This window comes from Exiguobacterium sp. SH5S4, from assembly GCF_004337045.1.
In the GTDB taxonomy this organism is placed as follows: domain Bacteria; phylum Bacillota; class Bacilli; order Exiguobacteriales; family Exiguobacteriaceae; genus Exiguobacterium; species Exiguobacterium aurantiacum_A.
Map to the genome: position 1 here is coordinate 170,440 of NZ_SJUQ01000002.1, position 19,615 is coordinate 190,054.

The 19,615-nt window shown below is 55.3% G+C and carries 18 protein-coding genes and 1 other annotated feature; all 18 genes read right to left on the reverse strand.

Going from position 1 to position 19,615, the window contains the following annotated elements; translation table 11 throughout:
* Nucleotides 1-117 precede the first annotated feature (117 nt).
* Nucleotides 118-1,050: an FUSC family protein gene (locus tag EVJ32_RS02085; protein WP_131456246.1), complete on the reverse strand. Its 933-nt coding sequence runs from the start codon at nucleotides 1,048-1,050 to the stop codon at nucleotides 118-120.
* Complete coding sequence (locus EVJ32_RS02090) at nucleotides 1,047-1,877, reverse strand: DUF4097 family beta strand repeat-containing protein (protein ID WP_131456248.1); 831 nt, start codon at nucleotides 1,875-1,877, stop codon at nucleotides 1,047-1,049. Before EVJ32_RS02090 ends, EVJ32_RS02085 begins: the two co-directional genes overlap by 4 nt.
* A gap of 103 nt (nucleotides 1,878-1,980) precedes the next feature.
* A complete protein-coding gene (gene pyrE / locus EVJ32_RS02095) occupies nucleotides 1,981-2,607 on the reverse strand; it encodes an orotate phosphoribosyltransferase (protein WP_131456251.1) in 627 nt (208 codons plus the stop codon).
* The gene (pyrF, locus tag EVJ32_RS02100) at nucleotides 2,591-3,295 is read right to left on the reverse strand and encodes an orotidine-5'-phosphate decarboxylase (protein ID WP_131456253.1); all 705 of its coding nucleotides are present in this window, start codon (nucleotides 3,293-3,295) and stop codon (nucleotides 2,591-2,593) included. Before pyrF ends, pyrE begins: the two co-directional genes overlap by 17 nt.
* Nucleotides 3,270-4,196: a dihydroorotate dehydrogenase gene (locus EVJ32_RS02105; RefSeq protein ID WP_131456256.1), complete on the reverse strand. Its 927-nt coding sequence runs from the start codon at nucleotides 4,194-4,196 to the stop codon at nucleotides 3,270-3,272. Before EVJ32_RS02105 ends, pyrF begins: the two co-directional genes overlap by 26 nt.
* Nucleotides 4,193-4,912, reverse strand: coding sequence for a dihydroorotate dehydrogenase electron transfer subunit (locus EVJ32_RS02110; RefSeq protein WP_131456258.1), 720 nt, complete (start codon nucleotides 4,910-4,912; stop codon nucleotides 4,193-4,195). Before EVJ32_RS02110 ends, EVJ32_RS02105 begins: the two co-directional genes overlap by 4 nt.
* Nucleotides 4,909-8,112 (reverse strand): carbamoyl-phosphate synthase large subunit, encoded by a 3,204-nt coding sequence (gene carB / locus EVJ32_RS02115; RefSeq protein ID WP_131456260.1) that lies wholly within the window; start codon nucleotides 8,110-8,112, stop codon nucleotides 4,909-4,911. Before carB ends, EVJ32_RS02110 begins: the two co-directional genes overlap by 4 nt.
* Nucleotide 8,113: 1 nt before the next feature.
* Nucleotides 8,114-9,196: a carbamoyl phosphate synthase small subunit gene (locus EVJ32_RS02120; RefSeq protein ID WP_131456262.1), complete on the reverse strand. Its 1,083-nt coding sequence runs from the start codon at nucleotides 9,194-9,196 to the stop codon at nucleotides 8,114-8,116.
* Complete coding sequence (locus tag EVJ32_RS02125) at nucleotides 9,174-10,454, reverse strand: dihydroorotase (RefSeq protein ID WP_131456265.1); 1,281 nt, start codon at nucleotides 10,452-10,454, stop codon at nucleotides 9,174-9,176. The genes EVJ32_RS02120 and EVJ32_RS02125 overlap by 23 nt, the downstream gene beginning before the upstream one ends.
* Complete coding sequence (locus EVJ32_RS02130; RefSeq protein WP_131456267.1) at nucleotides 10,451-11,356, reverse strand: aspartate carbamoyltransferase catalytic subunit; 906 nt, start codon at nucleotides 11,354-11,356, stop codon at nucleotides 10,451-10,453. The genes EVJ32_RS02125 and EVJ32_RS02130 overlap by 4 nt, the downstream gene beginning before the upstream one ends.
* Nucleotides 11,357-11,486: 130 nt before the next feature.
* A complete protein-coding gene (locus EVJ32_RS02135; RefSeq protein ID WP_070327546.1) occupies nucleotides 11,487-12,788 on the reverse strand; it encodes a uracil-xanthine permease family protein in 1,302 nt (433 codons plus the stop codon).
* Nucleotides 12,789-12,837: 49 nt separating this feature from the next.
* Nucleotides 12,838-13,371 (reverse strand): bifunctional pyr operon transcriptional regulator/uracil phosphoribosyltransferase PyrR, encoded by a 534-nt coding sequence (pyrR, locus tag EVJ32_RS02140; protein WP_070327547.1) that lies wholly within the window; start codon nucleotides 13,369-13,371, stop codon nucleotides 12,838-12,840.
* Between the two features lie 192 nt (nucleotides 13,372-13,563).
* The gene (locus EVJ32_RS02145; protein WP_131456269.1) at nucleotides 13,564-14,475 is read right to left on the reverse strand and encodes an RluA family pseudouridine synthase; all 912 of its coding nucleotides are present in this window, start codon (nucleotides 14,473-14,475) and stop codon (nucleotides 13,564-13,566) included.
* Nucleotides 14,475-14,948, reverse strand: coding sequence for a signal peptidase II (gene lspA, locus EVJ32_RS02150; protein ID WP_131456272.1), 474 nt, complete (start codon nucleotides 14,946-14,948; stop codon nucleotides 14,475-14,477). Before lspA ends, EVJ32_RS02145 begins: the two co-directional genes overlap by 1 nt.
* A gap of 59 nt (nucleotides 14,949-15,007) precedes the next feature.
* A complete protein-coding gene (gene ileS, locus EVJ32_RS02155; RefSeq protein WP_131440331.1) occupies nucleotides 15,008-17,734 on the reverse strand; it encodes an isoleucine--tRNA ligase in 2,727 nt (908 codons plus the stop codon).
* A 49-nt stretch (nucleotides 17,735-17,783) separates the two neighbouring features.
* Nucleotides 17,784-18,004, reverse strand: a binding site (T-box leader).
* Between the two features lie 2 nt (nucleotides 18,005-18,006).
* Nucleotides 18,007-18,552 carry a DivIVA domain-containing protein gene (locus EVJ32_RS02160; RefSeq protein ID WP_016509011.1) on the reverse strand — a complete coding sequence of 182 codons (546 nt, stop codon included), beginning with the start codon at nucleotides 18,550-18,552 and terminating at the stop codon, nucleotides 18,007-18,009.
* An 18-nt stretch (nucleotides 18,553-18,570) separates the two neighbouring features.
* Entirely contained in the window at nucleotides 18,571-19,341 is a 771-nt protein-coding gene (locus EVJ32_RS02165; protein WP_070327551.1) for a YlmH family RNA-binding protein, read from the reverse strand.
* A complete protein-coding gene (locus EVJ32_RS02170) occupies nucleotides 19,342-19,614 on the reverse strand; it encodes a YggT family protein (RefSeq protein ID WP_070327552.1) in 273 nt (90 codons plus the stop codon).
* Nucleotide 19,615 lies beyond the last annotated feature (1 nt).

Sequence of the window (19,615 nt, forward strand, 5' to 3'; positions counted from 1 at the left end):
TCTGATTTTCCCCTATGATGTAAAGGTGAGAGGTTGCTCGTCCGTGGCGCCGAAAGGACGGGCTACACCATTCCAACGAAATAAACGAAGGCCCCGTCGATCGACGGGGCCTCTTCGTTATGGATTATGTTTGAACGCCTCGAGCTGTTCATGATAGTCGAGCAGATGTCCGTGTAAAATTTCAGAAACAGATAAGTCTTCATGCGGCAATTGGAAGAGCGAGTACGGTTTGTCACACGTGTAGAGAATGTCGTGATGGTGGGCGAGCAGGAATAAAAACTCGGACTCGAACGCGTGGCGTTCGTCCTCGGTCATCATGAGTAACGCTTCCCGGTGCTCAGCGAGACTCTCGAGCAGCAAGACCAATTTATCCTCCAAATGAATCAATAACCGATATTGCTTGATCGTCAAATGCTTCAACTTAACCTTCGTCACTTGCATGTCTTCTTGCAGCATCATATGGAGCTCTTGGTGGCCGAGGATACGGGCGCGCGTTTCGAGCAATTCTGCCGGGGAGCCGATCAGCTCGCGCCAATGATGGAACATATACGCCGACGTCTTCCGAATCTCGCCGAGCAGACGCTCTTCATAACGCGGTGGCATGAACGCATAGTTGACGCCGAGCGAGACGAACACACCGACCGCCGTCAATAGCGAACGCGTCCACGCGTAGTGGAAAAAGTCGGTCGTCGGGTTTTCAAGCATGAGCACAATCGCGAACGCCGCATACGTCGACATGTGCGTCTTATCGAACGTCGTGTTGAGCGTGAGTGCGACGATGACGGCAAGACCGATCGAAATCGGGTTCACCCCGAACGCATAGACGATCAACAAGCCACACATGAGGCCGACGATCGTGCCGAATATACGGCTAAAGACGATTTTCGATGACCGTTTGACGGTCGGTTGCATCGCGACGACGGCGGCGATGGCACCCATCCCCGAATAAATGCCGAAGACATACCATGACAAGGCGATTGTGATGGCAACGGCGATCCCGGTCTTAAACGTTCGCAGTCCGACTTTAGGAATGTAGCGTTTGTTGATCATTTCAATTCGACCTTCCCTGTCTCAGAAATCAGTTCCACGTTCGGACGATTCGAGTTCGAAAGATGGTACACACCGTTGCTGATTTCTTTAAAGCGCTCAGCCGCCGCGATGTTTCCTGTTGTCGTGACGGTCACTTGTCCGGTCGCGTTTCGCGGCTCATACGTGAGCGTCCCGGCCTCTGTCTGGACGGTCAGCGCTTGGTTGACGACGACGTCACGGATTGTCGCGTCCCGATACGACCGGATGTCGCCCGTGACGACACGAACCGTCTCAAACGTGGCATCGCTTCTCGTCTCGACCCGAAGCCGGTCGCTTTCAAGTTTCTTCAGATTGACCGCGTTGGCATCGAGAACAATGGTTTTCGCGACCAACCCTTGTCCGGTCACTTGCTCAGCCGTCACTTCGATCGATGTCATCGAACTTGGCAACGCGACCCGGATTTTATAACGGGACGGCTCCGCGCTTGCCCGACTCCCGAACTGGCTCATCGGTCCATACCGTTCGACGACGGAAATCGTGTCCCCGACCGACTTCACTTTAATGCGACGTTCTTTCGAATTCGTCTGCAGTACTTCGATCTGAACTTTTTCGTTCGTGCTCCGGATAAATTCAACATTCCCATGCGCCGTCTCAAGCCGAAGCTTTTTCATCTGGTAACGGTCCTCATACTTGTCCCCTAGCGCCAACATGTGACTGAATACGAATAAATTCACGAAAAATAATAAAGGTAACACCGTGAGGACGAGACCGAATGCGATTTTGCGATGTTTAGGGATGTTTTGAAACCGTGCTTTCAATGACTGTCCTTTAATTCTAGAATACGCCATAGTTCTCTCCTTTTTCGACTGCTTTCCCTATTCTAACACGTTCAGTATCACATGTTGCCAAATGAAAAAGAATCCGCCCGGAGGTGGATTCTTCAAAAAATATTTATGAAGAAACTTGCTCACTCCAACCATGCGGATTAGTTCGCCATTCCTCCAACGAAGTAGCTTCTTGTTTAGTGATCATCCGTTTTTTGACAGCGACTTTAATCAACTCGTTGATCGTCGTCAACGCCGAATAGTGCAGCTCATATTCGAGTGAATTGATTGCCAGAACTGGGAGGTTATAAGAGAAAATTGCTTGAATCTTGACGACCTCTCCGCCCGCCGCTTGAATTGCTCGCGCCGCCTCCATGCTCGATTTCCCAGTCGAGAGCAGGTCTTCGATGACGACGACACGCGCTCCTTTGTCGAATCGACCTTCAATCTGGTTGCCTTTCCCATGTTTTTTCGCACCCGACCGGACGTAGATGAGTGGTAGACCGAGTCGGTCGGCTAAGAGCGTCGCATGGGGAATCCCGGCCGTCGCCGTTCCCGCGATGACGTCGGCGTCGAGCGGACGGACGGCGTCGACAAGTGCATCGATAATCTGTGAACGCACTTCTGGATAACTGAGCGTCAGTCGGTTATCACAATAAATCGGGCTTCTTAACCCGCTCGACCATGTGTACGGTTCATTCGGTGATAAGGTGACGGCTTCAATCGATAATAATGCCTCAGCGATTTGTCTCATACGTTTGGCTCCATTCCTTCATAAAGTATTCGTAAGCTGCGTTCGGATCGGCTGCCCGGGTGATCGGGCGCCCGACGACGATAGCTGATACACCGGCGTCAAAAGCGGCTTGCGGTGTCGCGACCCGGACTTGATCGTCTGTCGTTTCGTTGATTCGGATGCCGGGCGTCACCGTCAAAAACGGTGAACCGAGCGCTTGTCGAATCGCGCGGGCTTCGTGAACGGACGCGACGACCCCATCGAGTCCTGCCCGTTTGGCAAGTCCCGCTTGTCGCAAGACGGCCTGCTCGAGACTTCCGCCAATTCCGAGTTGTTCTGACAGCATCCGCTCGTCGGTCGATGTCAGTTGGGTCACCCCGATCAATGTGGTCGTGTCGTTCACATCACGCAACCCATCCAATGCGTAGCGCATCATCGTCTCACCGCCGAGCGTATGAACGTTCGTCATTTCAACGCCGAGCCGGCCGATTTGGCGGAGCGTCCGCCTTGCCGTCTCCGGGATGTCATGAACTTTGACGTCTAGAAAGACCGGGTAACCGCTCGCGACGAGTTCTTCGACGAACCGTCCACCTTCACGGTAGAACAGTTCCATGCCGACTTTGACGGCCGGGCGTTTGTCAATTTTTTTTAAGAGTGAAAACGCTTCGTCACGTGTTTCGACATCAAGCGCGAGATACAACCTGTTCATACGCCTTCCCCCTAACGTCTAAAATATGATCGATGCCGAGTTCATCGAGCCGGCCTGGCAACGCCTCGATGATTTCCTGACATACGTATGGGTTTTCAAAATTGGCAGTCCCGACCGCGACCGCCGATGCACCCGCATAGATAAATTCGAGCACGTCGTCGACCGTCCGCACACCGCCCATGCCGATAATCGGGATATTGACCGCTTGGGCGACTTCGTACACCATCCGGATGGCGACCGGCTTGATGGCCGGACCGGATAATCCGCCAATTCGGTTCGCTAAGATCGGTTGACCGGTCGTAACGTCGATCCTCATGCCGACGAGCGTATTGATCATCGTGATGCCGTCGGCGCCGGCCGCTTCGACCGCACGTGCCATCTCCGTGATCGACGTGACGTTCGGGGATAGTTTGACGTATACCGGTTTTGTCGACGCCGCCTTGACGAGGCGCGTCAGTTCGGCCGCCATCAAAGGATCGGTCCCGAACTGCATGCCGCCACACTTCACGTTCGGGCACGAGATGTTCAGTTCGAGTGCTTTCACGCACGGGTCGGCGCTCATTTTCCGCGCGACATGGATGTATTCTTCTGGGGTCGAACCCGCCACGTTGGCAATAATTTCAGTGTCAAACTTGGCGAGGAATGCCAACTTGGCTTCAACAATCGCGTCGACACCCGGATTTTGTAATCCGATCGCATTCAACATCCCTTGCGCCGTCTCGGCGACACGCGGTGTCTCGTTCCCGAACCGCGCCTCCCCGGTCGCCGCTTTGATCATGATGCCCCCGAGGATCGACAAGTCATACAGCTTGGCGAACTCTTCGCCGAATCCAAAACAACCGGACGCCGGCATGATCGGATTTTTTAACGATAAGCCGGGTAGTTCGATGTGTAATCTCATAACGTCACCTCTTCTGCCCGAAATACCGGTCCGTCACTGCACACTTTCACGTAACCGTCCGGCGCTTTGCACACACAGGCGAAGCACGCCCCGATGCCGCAACCCATCCGGTTCTCGATCGAGATGTAGCGTTCATTAATATGCGACGCAGCGACCGCTTTTAACATCGGCTCCGGACCACAGCTGAACAAGACGTCGGCGTCGATTCTAGCGAGCGGTCCGGTCACGAACCCCGCCTCTCCATACGTTCCGTCGACCGTCGTGATGATCGTCTCGCCGAGTTCGCGGAACTCGTCTTCATAAAATACACTCGCTTCTGAATCAAACCCGAGAATCGCCACCGTTTCGATTCCGCGCGCGGCGAGCATCCGTCGCGTGTAATAGAGCGGCGGCACCCCGATCCCCCCGCCGACGAGAACGACGCGCTTGCCGTCTTTTGCGAGCGGGAACCCGTTACCGAGCGGACCGAGGACGTCAAGTTCGTCCCCGGCTCGTCTCGTCGCGAGTTCGGCCGTCCCGGTCCCGACCACTTTGTACAGAAACGTGACGACGTCTGCTTCGACGTTAGCAACCGACAGCGGCCGGCGCAACAGTTCGGACGTCTTCACATGGAAAAACGTGCCCGGTGCGATCGTTCCATCACCGATTCGCACTTTCATTTCCATCGTCGCTTTCGCGATCTCCCGGTTCGATAAGATGGTCGCCCGTTGTCTCATACAGTCACCCCGAATTCGGTGAACGCCGGCAGGCTCGTCGTCTGGAACGATAGGCTCTCGATGACTTGCAAGAGCGCCTTCACCGTGTCGAGCGACGTCAAGCAGAGCACACCTTGCTCGGCCGCGGCCCGGCGGATAATGAATCCGTCTTTTGTCGCTAAGGCGTCGCGTGTCGTCGTATTCAAAACGATGTCGACATCGCCCCGCTCGATGACGCTCAGCATCGTCTCACCCGCTTCATGGATCTTCCCGACTTGTCGGACCGGCAACTCGACTGCCGTAAGTGCCATCGCCGTTCCTGACGTCGCCATCAGGCGGAAGCCGAGGCGGTTGAAGCGACGGGCGATGTCGAGCGCTTCGTCTTTGTCTTGATCAGCGACCGTCAACAAGACGTTTCCTTTCAAGGCGATCGTCATCCCGGCAGCGACGAGTCCTTTATAGAGCGCTTTTTCAAGCGTTCGGTCCGTCGCCATGACTTCCCCCGTCGATTTCATCTCTGGCCCGAGTGACGGGTCGACTTCTTTTAATTTCGCGAAACTGAACACCGGCACTTTGACCGAGATAGCGTCAGATTCTGGGTGCAAGCCCGTTCCGAGTCCGAGCTGCTTCAACGTCGTCCCGAGAATCGTCTGCGTCGCGATGCGTGCGACCGGCAGTCCCGTCACTTTCGAGATGAACGGCACCGTCCGGCTCGCCCGTGGGTTGACTTCGATGACGTACAAGTCGTCCGCATAGACGAACTGAATGTTGAGCAACCCTTTGATGCGGAACGCTTTGGCGAGTTTGATCGTGTAATCGACGACTTTTTGTTTTAACGCCTCGCTCAGCCGTTGCGGCGGATAGACGGCGATCGAATCGCCAGAGTGGACCCCGGCCCGTTCGATATGTTCCATGATGCCCGGGATGTAGACGTCCGTCCCGTCGCAGATGGCGTCGACTTCGATTTCGATCCCGGTCAAGTAGCGGTCGATGAGGACGGGACGATCTTTCGAGGCGACGACGGCGTGGCGCATATACCGCTCGAGCTCCGAACGCTCATAGACGATCTCCATCGCCCGGCCGCCGAGGACGTACGATGGGCGGACGAGTACGGGATAGCCGAGCATGTCGGCACAAGCGACCGCTTCCTCGACCGTGACCGCGGTCTTGCCCGGTGGTTGGGCGAGCCGTTCTTTCGTGAGCGTCGCCTCGAACGCTTTCCGGTTTTCGGCCCGGTCGATGTCTTCAAGTGACGTCCCGAGAATTTGTACGCCGTTCGCTTCGAGCGAGGCCGCTAAGTTGATTGCCGTCTGCCCGCCGAACTGGACGATGACCCCGAGCGGTCGTTCATTGCGAACGACTTCTAATACGTCTTCTGTCGTGAGCGGTTCAAAGTAGAGACGGTCTGAGATCGAGAAGTCGGTCGATACCGTCTCCGGGTTGTTGTTGACGATGATTGCCTCATATCCGGCGTCACGGATCGTTTGGATCGAATGGACGGTCGCGTAGTCGAACTCGACGCCTTGACCGATTCGGATCGGGCCTGAACCGAGTACGAGGATGGACGGTTTATCCGTTTTCACCGCTTCGTTCTCGACTTCGTACGTCCCGTAAAAGTACGGCGTCTCCGAGGCGAATTCGGCGGCACACGTGTCGACCATCTTATACACTGGCCGAACGTTCCACTCATCGCGTAACGACGCGATCGTCTCGACGGCTTGGTCCGTGATGCGGGCGATCATGCGATCACTGAACCCACGTTGCTTCACATCGCGCAACCGTTCCTCTGTCAACGGCTCGTCGCGCAACGCTTCTTCCTCACGCCAAATCCGATCGAGTTTTGATAAGAAGAACCGGTCGATTTTCGTCAAGCCGTGAAGCTGTTCTGTCGAGTAGCCGCGGCGAAGCGCCTCGTACAGCATCCACAACCGTTCGTCGGTCGGTGTCGTCAGTTCTCGTTCCAGTTGTTCAGCCGTCAATTCGGAAAGGCGTGGTACGTACAAGTCTTCAGTACCGAGTTCGAGCGAACGGACGGCTTTCAATAGCGCTTCTTCTAAATTTCGACCGATGGCCATGACTTCGCCCGTCGCTTTCATTTGTGTGCCGAGACGACGGTCCGCGGTCTCGAACTTGTCGAACGGGAAGCGCGGGATTTTAGCGACGACGTAGTCGAGCGCCGGCTCGAACGAGGCGTAACTCGTCTCCGTCACCGGATTTTTTAGTTCCGACAACTTGTAGCCGACCGCGACTTTCGCGGCGAGCTTGGCGATCGGGTATCCCGTCGCTTTTGAGGCGAGAGCCGAACTCCGCGAGACGCGTGGGTTGACCTCGATCACGTAGTACGTGAAGCTGTCGGGGTCGAGCGCGAACTGGATGTTACATCCGCCTTCGATGCCGAGCGCCCGGATGATGTCGAGCGAGACGCTGCGGAGCATTTGGTAATCACGGTCAGACAACGTCTGGGTCGGGGCGAACACGATCGAGTCACCGGTATGGACACCGACCGGATCGAAGTTTTCCATGGCGCAGACGATGATAGCCTGGTCGCTCGAGTCGCGCATCACTTCATATTCGACTTCTTTCATGCCGGCAATCGACTCTTCAAGCAGCACTTGCGTCACCGGACTCGCCTTGAGTCCCGATTCGACGATCTGCTCGAACTGTTCCCGGTCGTGGGCGATTCCCCCACCGGTCCCGCCGAGCGTATAAGCCGGACGAATGATAATCGGATAGCCGATCCGGTCAGCGAAGCTCCAGGCGGCGTCGAGTGAATGGACGATATCGCTGTCTGGGACGCCATGACCGAGCTTGTACATGAGATCGCGGAACTGTTCCCGGTCTTCTGCCTGCTCGATCGCCGACAGTTTCGTTCCGAGCAGTTCGACGCCGCAGTCGCGGAGCACGCCGCGCTTATCGAGCTCGACCGCCAAGTTCAGTCCGGTCTGCCCCCCGAGTGTCGCGAGAAGCGCGTCCGGACGTTCTTGACGGATAATCCGCTCCACGAACTCCGGTTCGAGTGGTTCGATATAGACGCGGTCCGCCGTCGACGGGTCAGTCATAATCGTCGCCGGGTTCGAGTTGACGAGGATGACTTCGTAGCCCTCTTCTTTTAAGGCAAGACACGCCTGGGTACCAGCATAGTCAAATTCTGCCGCTTGTCCGATGACGATCGGGCCGGATCCGATCACAAGGATTTTCTGAATATCTGGTCGTTTTGGCATGTCACATTCCTACTTTCTGTCTGTTTTCGTTGACGAGTGTCATAAAGCGGTCGAATAAGTCGTTGGCGTCATATGGTCCTGGCGCCGCTTCCGGATGATATTGCACCGAGAACGTCGGATGATGTAAATGTTTGACGCCTTCGATCGTCCCGTCGTTGACGGCGCGATGCGTCACGATGAGCGGCGTCTCAAGGAGCGACGTCTCGTCGACGGCGTAGCCGTGGTTTTGTGACGTGATCGTCACAGCACCGGTCTCAAGCTCGAGGACAGGATGATTGGCACCACGATGCCCGAACGGAAGCTTGAACGTGTTGGCACCGCTCGCGAGCGCAATCAACTGATGGCCGAGACAGATCCCGAACATCGGGAGTTTTGGCATGAGTGCTTCGATCAGCGGGAGCGCCGTCGGTACGTCTTTCGGGTCGCCTGGTCCGTTCGAGAGCATGACCCCGTCCGGCTCATACCGCATCACTTCTTCAGCCGTCACGTCGTGCGGCAAGACGACGACTTCACAGTCGCGCTTCAACAATTCACGCATGATTCCGAGTTTGGCCCCGAAATCGATGAGGGCGATCCGGCGGCCGCTCCCGGTGCTGACGTAAGCCCGTTTCGTCGAGACACGTGCCACTTGATCGGTCGGGAAGCTCGCTTCAAAGCGCATCGAAACGTCTGCCCACGTCGACTCACCGTCGATCAACACGCCGCGCATGACGCCGCGTGAACGAAGGTGACGCGTCAACATGCGCGTATCGACAGCTTCTAGACCTGGTATCCCGAAGCGTTCGAGCGTCTCCGGCAACGTCGCCGTCGAGCGGAAGTTCGACGGCAAGTCACACGCCTCTTTGACGATGAGCGCTTTTGCCATCGGGACGGTCGTCTCAAAGTCTTCACGGTTGACGCCATAATTTCCGATGAGTGGATTCGTCAGCACGATGAGCTGGTCACAATAAGACGGGTCCGATAAAATCTCTTGGTAGCCGGTCATTCCCGTTTGAAAGACGACTTCCCCGATCGTCTCGGCGTTCGCACCGAACGCCTTGCCTACAAATGCTGTCCCGTCTTCAAGCCATAATGTTCGTTTCATCGAATCTCCCCTTATATACGATTTCTCCGGCCACGATCGTCACGACTGGCCAACCTGTGAGTCTTTTCCCAGCGAACGGTGTGTTCTTCCCTTTTGACGCGAACGTCGCCGGGTTGACCGGACGCAACGTCTCCGTATCGATCAGCGCGAGGTCCGCCGCCCGGCCGACCTCAATCAAGCCGTAAGGCAGACCGAACACCTCGCTCGGTCGTCTCGTCATCCAGTCGATGAGCGCCGCCTCTTCCATTTGTCCCGTTTTGACGAACGTCGTGTAAAGGAGCGGGAACGCCGTCTCGAATCCGGTGATTCCGAACGGGGCGCGCTCCATCCCTTGTGCTTTCTCTTCAGCCGTGTGCGGGGCGTGATCGGTCGCAATCAAATCGATCGTCCCGTCGAACAGCCCTTCGAGCAACGCCGCGCGGTCGTCTTGGCTCCGTAGCGGCGGATTCATCTTAAAGTTCGGATCTAACCCCGGGATGTCGTCTTCCGATAAGACGAGGTGGTGCGGTGTCACTTCCGCCGTGACGTGGATCCCGGCCCGTTTGGCGTCACGGATGACGCGGACCGATTGACGTGACGACACGTGACAGACGTGATAGTGGCAGCCTGTCTCTTCGGCGATCAACACGTCACGAGCGATATGGATGCTCTCGGCGAGACTCGGGATGCCTTGGATGCCGTGCGTCTCACTAAACTTCCCTTCATGGACCGAACCGGCCTTGAGCGTATTGTCTTCGCAATGGGCCACGACCGCTTTCCCAAGCCGTTTCGCTTCCCGCATCGCCTGACGCATCATCGCCGCCGACTGGACGCCGACCCCGTCGTCTGTGAACGCGAACGCGTCCGCAAGTGACGGCATATCGACTTGCTCGACCCCGAGCTGCCGTTTCGTGATCGCCGCGTACGGGAGCACGCGGACGCTGGCGTCACGCTCGATCCGTGCGAGCAAGTCATCGAGCGTCGCCCGGTCGTCTGGGACCGGGCGTGTGTTCGGCATCGCGCAAATCGTCGTGAACCCTCCGGCCGCAGCCGCAGCCGTCCCGGTCTTGATCGTCTCTTTCGCCTCGCCACCCGGCTCGCGCAAATGGACGTGGACGTCGACGAGACCTGGGATCAACAGCTTCCCGTTAGCGTCAATCACTTCGTGTCCTTCGGTCGTCCCGTCGTAATCGACCGAACGGATCGTACCGCCCTCGATCAACAGATTGCTCGTCCGTTTCGTCTTCCCGTCATACCACGTTGCGTGTTGAATAATCATTGTTGTCCCCCTAATGCTCGATTTAAGATGGCCATCCGTGCGTAAACACCGTTCGTCATCTGTGGAAAGATGCGCGATGACGGATGTTCGATCAAACTGCCGGCGATCTCGACGTCCCGGTTGACCGGGGCCGGATGCATGATGATGGCGCCTTGTTTCATCCGCTCGACCCGCTCGACCGTCAAGCCGTAGCGCGCATGATAGTCTTCTTTAGAAAAGATGTCGCCCATAATGTGGCGCTCGTGCTGAACGCGGAGCAACATGACGACGTCGCAGTCCGGTAAGATGTCATCAAGGTCGCGGTGCGAAAGCCCCATCGAACCATCCCACCACGATTCCGGGCTACAACCGACGACGTTCGCTCCGAGCCGTTTCAACACGCCTGCGTTCGAGCGGGCGACCCGGCTATGGACGAGATCGCCGCAGATAGCGATATTCAAGCCTTCGAACGTCTTGAACTCTTCATAAATCGTGACGAGGTCGAGCAGTGACTGTGACGGGTGTTCCCCGCTCCCGTCCCCGCCGTTTAAGACTGGGATCGTCAGCTTGCTGACGAGCTCATGGTAGTATCCCGCTTCAGGATGGCGGATGACGAGCGCGTCGACCCCGATCGCTTCAAGCGTCTTGCACGTGTCGTATAACGTCTCGCCTTTCGTCACCGACGACGTCGCCACGTCGAACGGGATCTCTTGGATGTTCAAGTGCCGCTCGGCCATTTGAAACGAGTTTTTCGTCCGCGTCGAGTTTTCGAAGAACAAGTTCGCGACCGTCTTCCCGTCAAACAGCGGTGGCATGTCCCCTTGTTTGTAGCGGAGCGACTCTTCGATCATCCCCATGATCTCTTCGAGGGTGAGCGTATCTAAGCTGACAAAATGGTTCGGTTGTTGTTTGATCAAATTCATGTTCGTCTCCTCCTTTTGTTTGAAGGCAAAGAGAAAAGGCGTCTCTTCACCTACGTGAAGGGACGCCTTCATTTGGGTAGATTGCACCCAAATAAACGAGCCTTCACTTTGCCGACCTCACGGGATCGAATTAAAAGTTACTTGCCTGTTTCGTTTCTTCAGTTGTATCGACCGAAGCCGGTTCGACTTCTTCTTTCGGCAACACCGCGTTCAAAAGAATACCGACGACCGTCGCGAGCGCCATCCCTTGGACCGGGAAGCTGCCGAGTTGGACCATCGCCCCGCCGAGGCCGACGACGAGAATGACCGAGGCGATGATGAGGTTGCGTTTCTCGGCGAGGTCGACGTTGCTGTCGACCATCGTCCGCAGTCCGTTCGAGGCGATGACACCGAACAAGAGGATCGAGATACCGCCTTTGACCGGATTCGGGATTGTCGAGATGAACGCCTCGACGTGACCGAGGAAGCCGAAGCTGATGGCCATGAGTGCTGCTCCCGCGATGACGTAGACGCTGTACACTCTCGTGATCGCCATGACCCCGTTGTTTTCACCGTACGTCGTACACGGCGGTCCACCGAGCGCTGAGGCGACGGCTTTGCCGACGCCGTCGCCGAGGAGCGTCCGGTGCAGGCCTGGATCTTTCATCGTCTCGCGTCCGATGATTTTCGACGTGACCATTTGGTCGCCGATGTGCTCCGTCATCGTGACGAGCGCGACCGGGACGATGGCAAGGAGTGCCCCGACTTGCCACATCGGCATGTAGTCGACGAACACCATCGTGAAGTCAGGCAGTTGGAACAGGCTCGCTTGACCGATGGCCGAGTAGTCGATGATGCCGAACATGGCGGCGATGGCGTATCCGCCGACGATGCCGAACAAGATCGGAACCGCGCCCCATACTCCTTTTAACTTTGTCATCGCGAGGATCGTGATGCCGAGCGTGAGCAGGGCGACCGTAATGAACGTGCCGTTATACGCTCCGTCGCGGTTCATCGACATGTCGATGGCGACCGGTGCGAGCGATAAGCCGATGACCATGATGACCGGGCCGACGACGACCGGCGGCAACAGTCGTAACAACCAACCGACGCCCGTCTTAAAGATGATGAGCGACACGACACCGTAGACCGAACCGGCGATAATACCGCCGAACAGTGCGGCTTCGACGCCCCATTGCTGGCTGACCGCGATGATCGGTGCGATGTAGGCAAAACTTGACCCGAGATACGTCGGGACTTTGAATTGGGTGATGACTAGGAATGAGAGCGTGGCCACACCGGAAGCGACGAGGGCGACGGACGTGTTCAGTCCGGTCAAAATCGGGACTAAGATCGTCGCTCCGAACATGGCGAAGACGTGTTGCAGGCTGAAGAGCAGCCATTGCGGCAAGTGAGCGGGACGCTCGTGGATGTTGAGGATGGGGTTTTTCATAAATAGTTCTCCTTCCTGGCCTCTCTGGACCACCTTAAAGGTTTTGGATTTATTGCTGTTGGATGTACACTTCGTCTGTCGTGTCGACTTCACTGAGTCGGACCACGACTTGTTCTGTTTTCGATGTCGGGACGTTTTTCCCGACAAAGTCTGGGCGAATCGGCAACTCGCGGTGTCCCCGGTCGATCAAGACGGCGAGTTGGATGTAGTCCGGCCGGCCGTGGTCGACGAGTGCGTCCATCGCGGCCCGGACCGTCCGTCCCGTGTACAGGACGTCATCGACGAGGACGACCGTCTTGCCATTGATGTCGTGCGGGAGTTCGGTCGCTTTCACTTCTGGGTCGAGCGACTTCTTCGATAGGTCGTCCCGGTAGAGCGTGATGTCTAAGTTACCGAGCGCGATCGGTTTTCCTTCGATTTCTTCGATGCGATGGGCGAGTCGGTCGCCGAGCGTCTCACCGCGCGTTTTGATCCCGACGAGGACGACGTTGTCCGTTCCTTTGTTGCGTTCAATGATTTCATGGGCGATTCGCGTCAAGGCGCGTCGGATCGCGGCTTCGTCTAGTATGGTCGAGCGTTTCATATGATTCCTCCTCTCGTAATCTATAAAAAAAGAAGACTTCCTCATCCGGCTGGAAAGGAAGTCTTCACGAAGGCAAACAAGTGCCGTATATGATAGACGGTTGTGGCCGCGGCCACGATCCTTTCACAGCCTCTCTGGACTGGGTTTAAAGGTGTTATGCTTTCTAGACTATAAATCTGAATCGGTTGAAAGTCAACGTGTTTTCTCGATTTTGTCCAATTTTGCGAGCTCTGCCTCAAAGTCGGTCGGGAGTGCCGCCTCGAACTCGAGCCATTCGTTCGTCCGCGGATGATGGAAGCCGAGCGTGGCTGCATGGAGCGCTTGCCCGTTCAAATCGATCGTCCGACGCGGTCCGTATTTCGGGTCTCCGGCAAGCGGGTGGCCGATATAGCGCATATGGACACGGATTTGATGCGTCCGTCCTGTCTCGAGCTTGCACTCGACGAGCGTGAAGTCTTTGTAGCGTTCGAGCAGACGGAAGTGTGTCACCGCTTCTTTCGCGTTCTTGTCTGTAACCGTCATGCGCTGACGATCGTTCGTGTCGCGCCCGATCGGCGCCTCGATCGATCCGAGCTCATGGACGAGCTCGCCGTGGACGAGTGCGACGTATTCACGTTTGATCGTTCTGTCTTTCAACTGTTGCGCGAGTGACTCGTGCGCCATATCGTTTTTCGCGACCATGAGCAGTCCCGTCGTATCTTTATCGATGCGATGGACGATACCCGGACGCTTCACCCCATTGATGCCTGAGAGGTCGTCACAGTGATACAACAGCGCGTTGACGAGCGTGCCAGACGTATGACCGGCCGCAGGGTGCACGACCATGCCACGTGCTTTGTTGACGACGATGACATCCTCGTCCTCGAACACGACGTCGAGCGGAATATGTTCGGCGAGGACTTGGAGTTCGACGGCTTCTGGCACCGTCACGACGACTTCGTCCCCTTCTTGCAGTTTATAGTTCGGCTTCACGACTTGACCGTTGACGAGCAGGTCCCCCGCCTTGATCCAGTCTTGGATTTGCGAACGTGACCAGTCACTTCGTTCGCTCATCCATTTATCGATCCGTGCCTTTTCTTCGGCGACAAATGTGTAAGTTTCCATTACGATTGTCCCCTTTCTTTGTTTAATTTTTCTTCGAACAAGACGCCGATGATCATAAAGATGACCCCGAACGTGAGTGCCATATCGGCGACGTTAAAGATTGGGAAGTTGTAGCCAAACGGGTACGTGTCGACGAAGTCGACGACCTCGCCCCGGAACAGACGATCGATAAAGTTGCCGATCGCTCCGGCGAGCAGTAAGCCGATACTGTAGCCGAGCAGTTTGAACCCGTTCACTTCTTTATGCAAGAAGTAGATCAGACCGACGACAACGACGGCGGTGACGACGAAGAAGAACACCATCTGTCCTTCGAGCATGCCCCAGGCCGCGCCTCTGTTGCGGTACGATGTCAAATAGAGCCATCCCGGGATCAATTCGATCGATTGACCGATCGTCATCGTCTGGACGACGATCCATTTCGTCACTTGGTCGAGCAAAATGAGAACGACTGCTAATCCGTAATAACGTTTCATCAAATTCTCCTTTCAAGTCATAAGAAACCGGAGTGGACTGTGCGCCACTCCGGTCCGGCTCATGCGATGACTTCTGTACAGCGCGGGCAAAGTTCTGGATGATCTGCGTTCTGACCAAGTTCGGTCGAGTACGTCCAGCAACGGGCACAAGCGGCACCGTCTGCTTTCGCGACGCTGATCTTCGCCGTCGCGTAGTCGACGTCGGCCGTATCGACGTAGTCGAGTTGTGACACTTGCAGGAGTTGACGAACGTTATCGATCGTGTCGAGCAGCGCTTTCGTCTCACCCTTCGGCGCGACCTGAAGTTTCGCTTCGAGCGGTTTCCCGATCAACTTCTCGCCGCGGGCGATCTCGATCGCTTTCAAGACGTCGTCGCGGAACGTGAGGAATTTCGACCATTTCGCGAGTAATTCCGTCTCTGCTTCCGTGAGCGGCGCCACTTCTTCAAGGTCCGACAAGAAGACGCTATCCGCCGTCTTGGCCGGGATTTCTTGCCAGACTTCGTCCGCCGTATGCGGGAGGACCGGGGCAAGCAGTTTCGTCAACGTGATGACTGCATCATACATGACCGTCTGAACGGCACGACGACGCGCATCGTTTTCACGTTCGATGTAGAGGATGTCTTTCGTGAAGTCGAGATAGAACGACGACAACTCGTTGACACAGAAGTTGTGGCTCATGTGGTAAACAGCCATAAAGTCGAACGTATCGTACGCTTTGACGACTTTCGTCTGAAGTTGTTTCAGCTTCGTCGCCATGAAGCGGTCGGCTTCCGGCATATCTTCGAACGCGACGCGCATCGACGGATCGAACCCGTTCAAGTTACCGAGCAAGAAGCGTAACGTGTTACGGATCTTCCGGTATACTTCTGACACTTGTTTAAAGTTGTCATGCGAGGCGCGGACGTCTGACTGATAGTCGACAGACGCGACCCAAAGACGTACGATTTCAGCACCGTACTGTTTCACGAGGTCGTTCGGTGCAATCGTGTTGCCGAGCGATTTCGACATCTTCCGGCCGTCGCCGTCAAGGACGAAGCCGTGACTGAGGACGTTGCGATACGGTGCTTTGCCGGTCGTCGCGACTGCAGTCGACAGTGACGAGTTGAACCAACCACGGTATTGGTCCGAACCTTCTAGGTACAGGTCGGCCGGACGGCGCAAGTTGTCGCGCTGTTCGAGCACGCCTGCGTGTGACGAACCTGAATCGAACCAGACGTCCATGATGTCGACTTCTTTACGGAACTCGCCGTTTGGACTGTTCGGATGTGTGAAGCCGGATGGCAACAAGTCTTTCGCTTCGCGCTCGTACCAGACGTTTGATCCGTGCTCATGGAACAAGTTGGCGATATGGTCGATCGTTTCGTTCGTGATGATCTCCGTTCCGTCTTCTGCGTAGAAGATCGGGATCGGCACACCCCATGCCCGCTGACGGCTGATGACCCAGTCGCCACGGTCACGGACCATGTTGAACAGGCGCGTCATGCCCCATTCCGGTACCCAGTTCACTTCTTCGATCTCACGCAACATGTCGCTGCGGAAGTCTTTGATCGAAGCGAACCATTGCGGTGTTGCCCGGAAGATGACCGGCTTTTTCGTACGCCAGTCGTGCGGGTACGAGTGCTTGATGAATTTGAGCTTCAACAAGTTGCCATTTGCTTCGAGCTTCATGCCGATCTCTTTGTTCGCATCTTCATAGAACAGTCCTTCAAAACCTGGTGCTTCGTCCGTCATATACCCACGGTCGTCGACCGGGCACAACACGTCAAGTCCGTACGCTTGGCCGACACGGTAGTCGTCTTCCCCGTGGCCAGGTGCGATATGGACGCAGCCTGTCGCTTCAGCCGTGACGTGGTCGCCAAGGATGAGGAGTGACGTCCGGTCGTAAAGCGGGTGCTGTACCGTCATGTGTTCGAACTCGCGTCCGTTCCAAGATCCGCTCACTGAGTACTCATCCCAGCCAAGTGCTGTCGTCACTTCTTCGACGAGCGTCTCGGCAACGATATACCCTTTGCCATCATGCTCGATCCGTGTGTATGTCAGCTCATCGCTGACAGCGATCCCGAGGTTGGCCGGAATCGTCCACGGTGTCGTCGTCCAGATGACGAAATGGTCGGTCGTCCCGAGGACGCCTTTGCCATCGACGACTTGGAACGCCACATAGATGGCTGGTGATTTTTTGTCATAGTACTCGATTTCCGCCTCAGCGAGTGCCGATTCAGAAGACGGTGACCAATAGACCGGTTTTTTCCCTTTATAGATGTATCCTTTTTCAGCCATCGTGCCGAACAGGCGGATTTGCGCCGCTTCATATTCAGGCTGGAGCGTGATGTATGGATTGTCAAAGTCAGCGAGCAGTCCGAGACGCTTGAACTGTTCACGTTGTGAGTTCACTTGCTCCATCGCGTAAGCGGCACATTTTTCGCGGAACTCGGCGACAGTCATCTCTTTACGGTTGACGCCTGCTTTTTGAAGCGCGTTCTCGATCGGAAGACCGTGTGTGTCCCAACCTGGGATCATCGGTGATTGATAGCCGTTCAACGACTTGAAACGGACGATGATGTCTTTTAACACTTTGTTGAGTGCATGGCCCATATGGATGTCACCGTTTGCGTACGGAGGTCCGTCATGTAGAATGTATTGCGGCTTTCCTGCATTCTTTTCTTGAACGCGGTTGTATAAGTCCATCTGCTCCCAAGCCTCGTGCATTGCTGGCTCGCGCTTCGGCAAATTTCCACGCATCGCGAATTCTGTATCAGGCATCAATAATGTGTCTTTGTAGTTCATTGAAACTCCTCCTGCATCTTTTTTGAAAAACAAAAAAAACCCGCCCCTAAATAGGGACGAGTTCATCGACTCGCGGTACCACCCTACTAATCTCAAGTAGACCTTGAGACCGCTCTCGGTAACCGATAACGAGGTCAAGCGGTCACGCTTACTCAATTCAGCATGACACTCATAGGGGATACCAAATAAAGTCTTTCTCTTAGGCTTGCACCTTCCCTAAGTCGCTTCGTAGGTGTGACTTTATTGACGTGTCCTAATCAACGTATTGTTTATTATCCGTGATGTTTGTTTGGTGTGACTTCGTCGTCATTATACGCAAGTTCACTCGTATCGTCAAGAACCGTCTGGACAGGCGGCTCTCCGACAATCGTGTCCCATTCGGTACTATTTAGAAGTTCCATCTGTGCGTCGACGAGAACACGGAACCGGGTCCGGTACAGTTCGACTTTTTTCAACATTTGAATGACTTCACGCTCTGCCATCTGCTCTTTACGCGACGCTTCCTCTTCTCGGGCGAGCGCTTCGCGTTCAGCCTGCTTCAAGATGAGGCTGGCTTCTTTGGCCGCATTGGTCTTGACTTCTTCTGCCGCCTCTTGTGCGACGATAATCGATTTATTCAATGTGTCTTCCATCGAGGAGAAGTAGTCAATACGGGCTTGCATATCGTTGACGAGTTCTTCGTACCTTCTATTTTCACGAATCAATAGCTCAAACTCTTTAATGATTTGATCTAAAAATTCATTGACCTCATCGATATCGTACCCGCGAAAACGAGTCGAGAACTCTTTGTTATGAATATCAATCGGTGTCAACGCCATTCGACTTTCCTCCTAAATTCAACGTATGATGCCATACTGGATTTTTATTTTCTCACGCTTTGTCGAGCCGAGGATTGCCGTCAATTTGACACGACCGTAACCCCGGATTGAAACCAAATCGTCTGGTTCGAGTAAAAAACTCGCGTCCGTGATCGCTTTATGATTGACTTTGCAGTCACCATGTTTGACGAGCGCCTGTGCTTTCTGGCGCGACAGACCGAGCACCTCGCTCACGACCGCATCAAAGCGGAGTGAGGAGACGATGCCAAACTCGTCGCTCCATTTGACTTCTGGGACGGTCAAAATCGATGCGGCCGGCACATCAGACAACCGCACCCGGGCTTTGCCGACGCGATCCACGTTCATTTCGATGAATCCAGCCGCATCAGCCGTCGTCGCGAACTGAGCGATCCCGTCAGCGAGGACAACGTCGCCAAACTTTTGCCGCTTCAGGCCCGCGTTAAGAAGCGTGCCTGTCACTTGGCGGTGGGTCAAGTCGACAAACTTCGTCGGATAATCGATTTGAAGAATCTTGACTTCAAAGTCGTTCACGTCGAGCTCATAGTAGTCGGGCGTCAATAAAAGCCGTTTCCGCTCAGCTCCAGGGAAACCGCCGTCCTCGTAGATGGCGAGCCGTTTGCCAACGAGTTGCCTGACGATTTGTTGCTCACGTGGGTCTAAAAAATCCGTCAATTTAAACAAGTAGTTGTCCTCGACTTGTCGCACCCAGTCGAGCACTTGCTCGACAAACGGGCGTTCATTCGGTCGATAATGATCGAAGACGCTCATTTACAGACCGAAAATCGCTCGCACTCCTGCTTGCGCCATACGAAGCACGAACAGGGCGACGATTGGAGAAATGTCGAGCATACCGCCGATTGGCGGGATGATCCGACGGAACGGGTTAAGAAACGGCTCACACAAGTATGTCAAAATTTGTCCGAATTTTGATTCTCTCGCATTCGGGAACCACGATAATAAAATATAGGCAATCAAGACCCAACTATAATATCCAAGAAGCGTAACAATCGTATTGCCTAATGCAGGGATCGCATTTTCCATT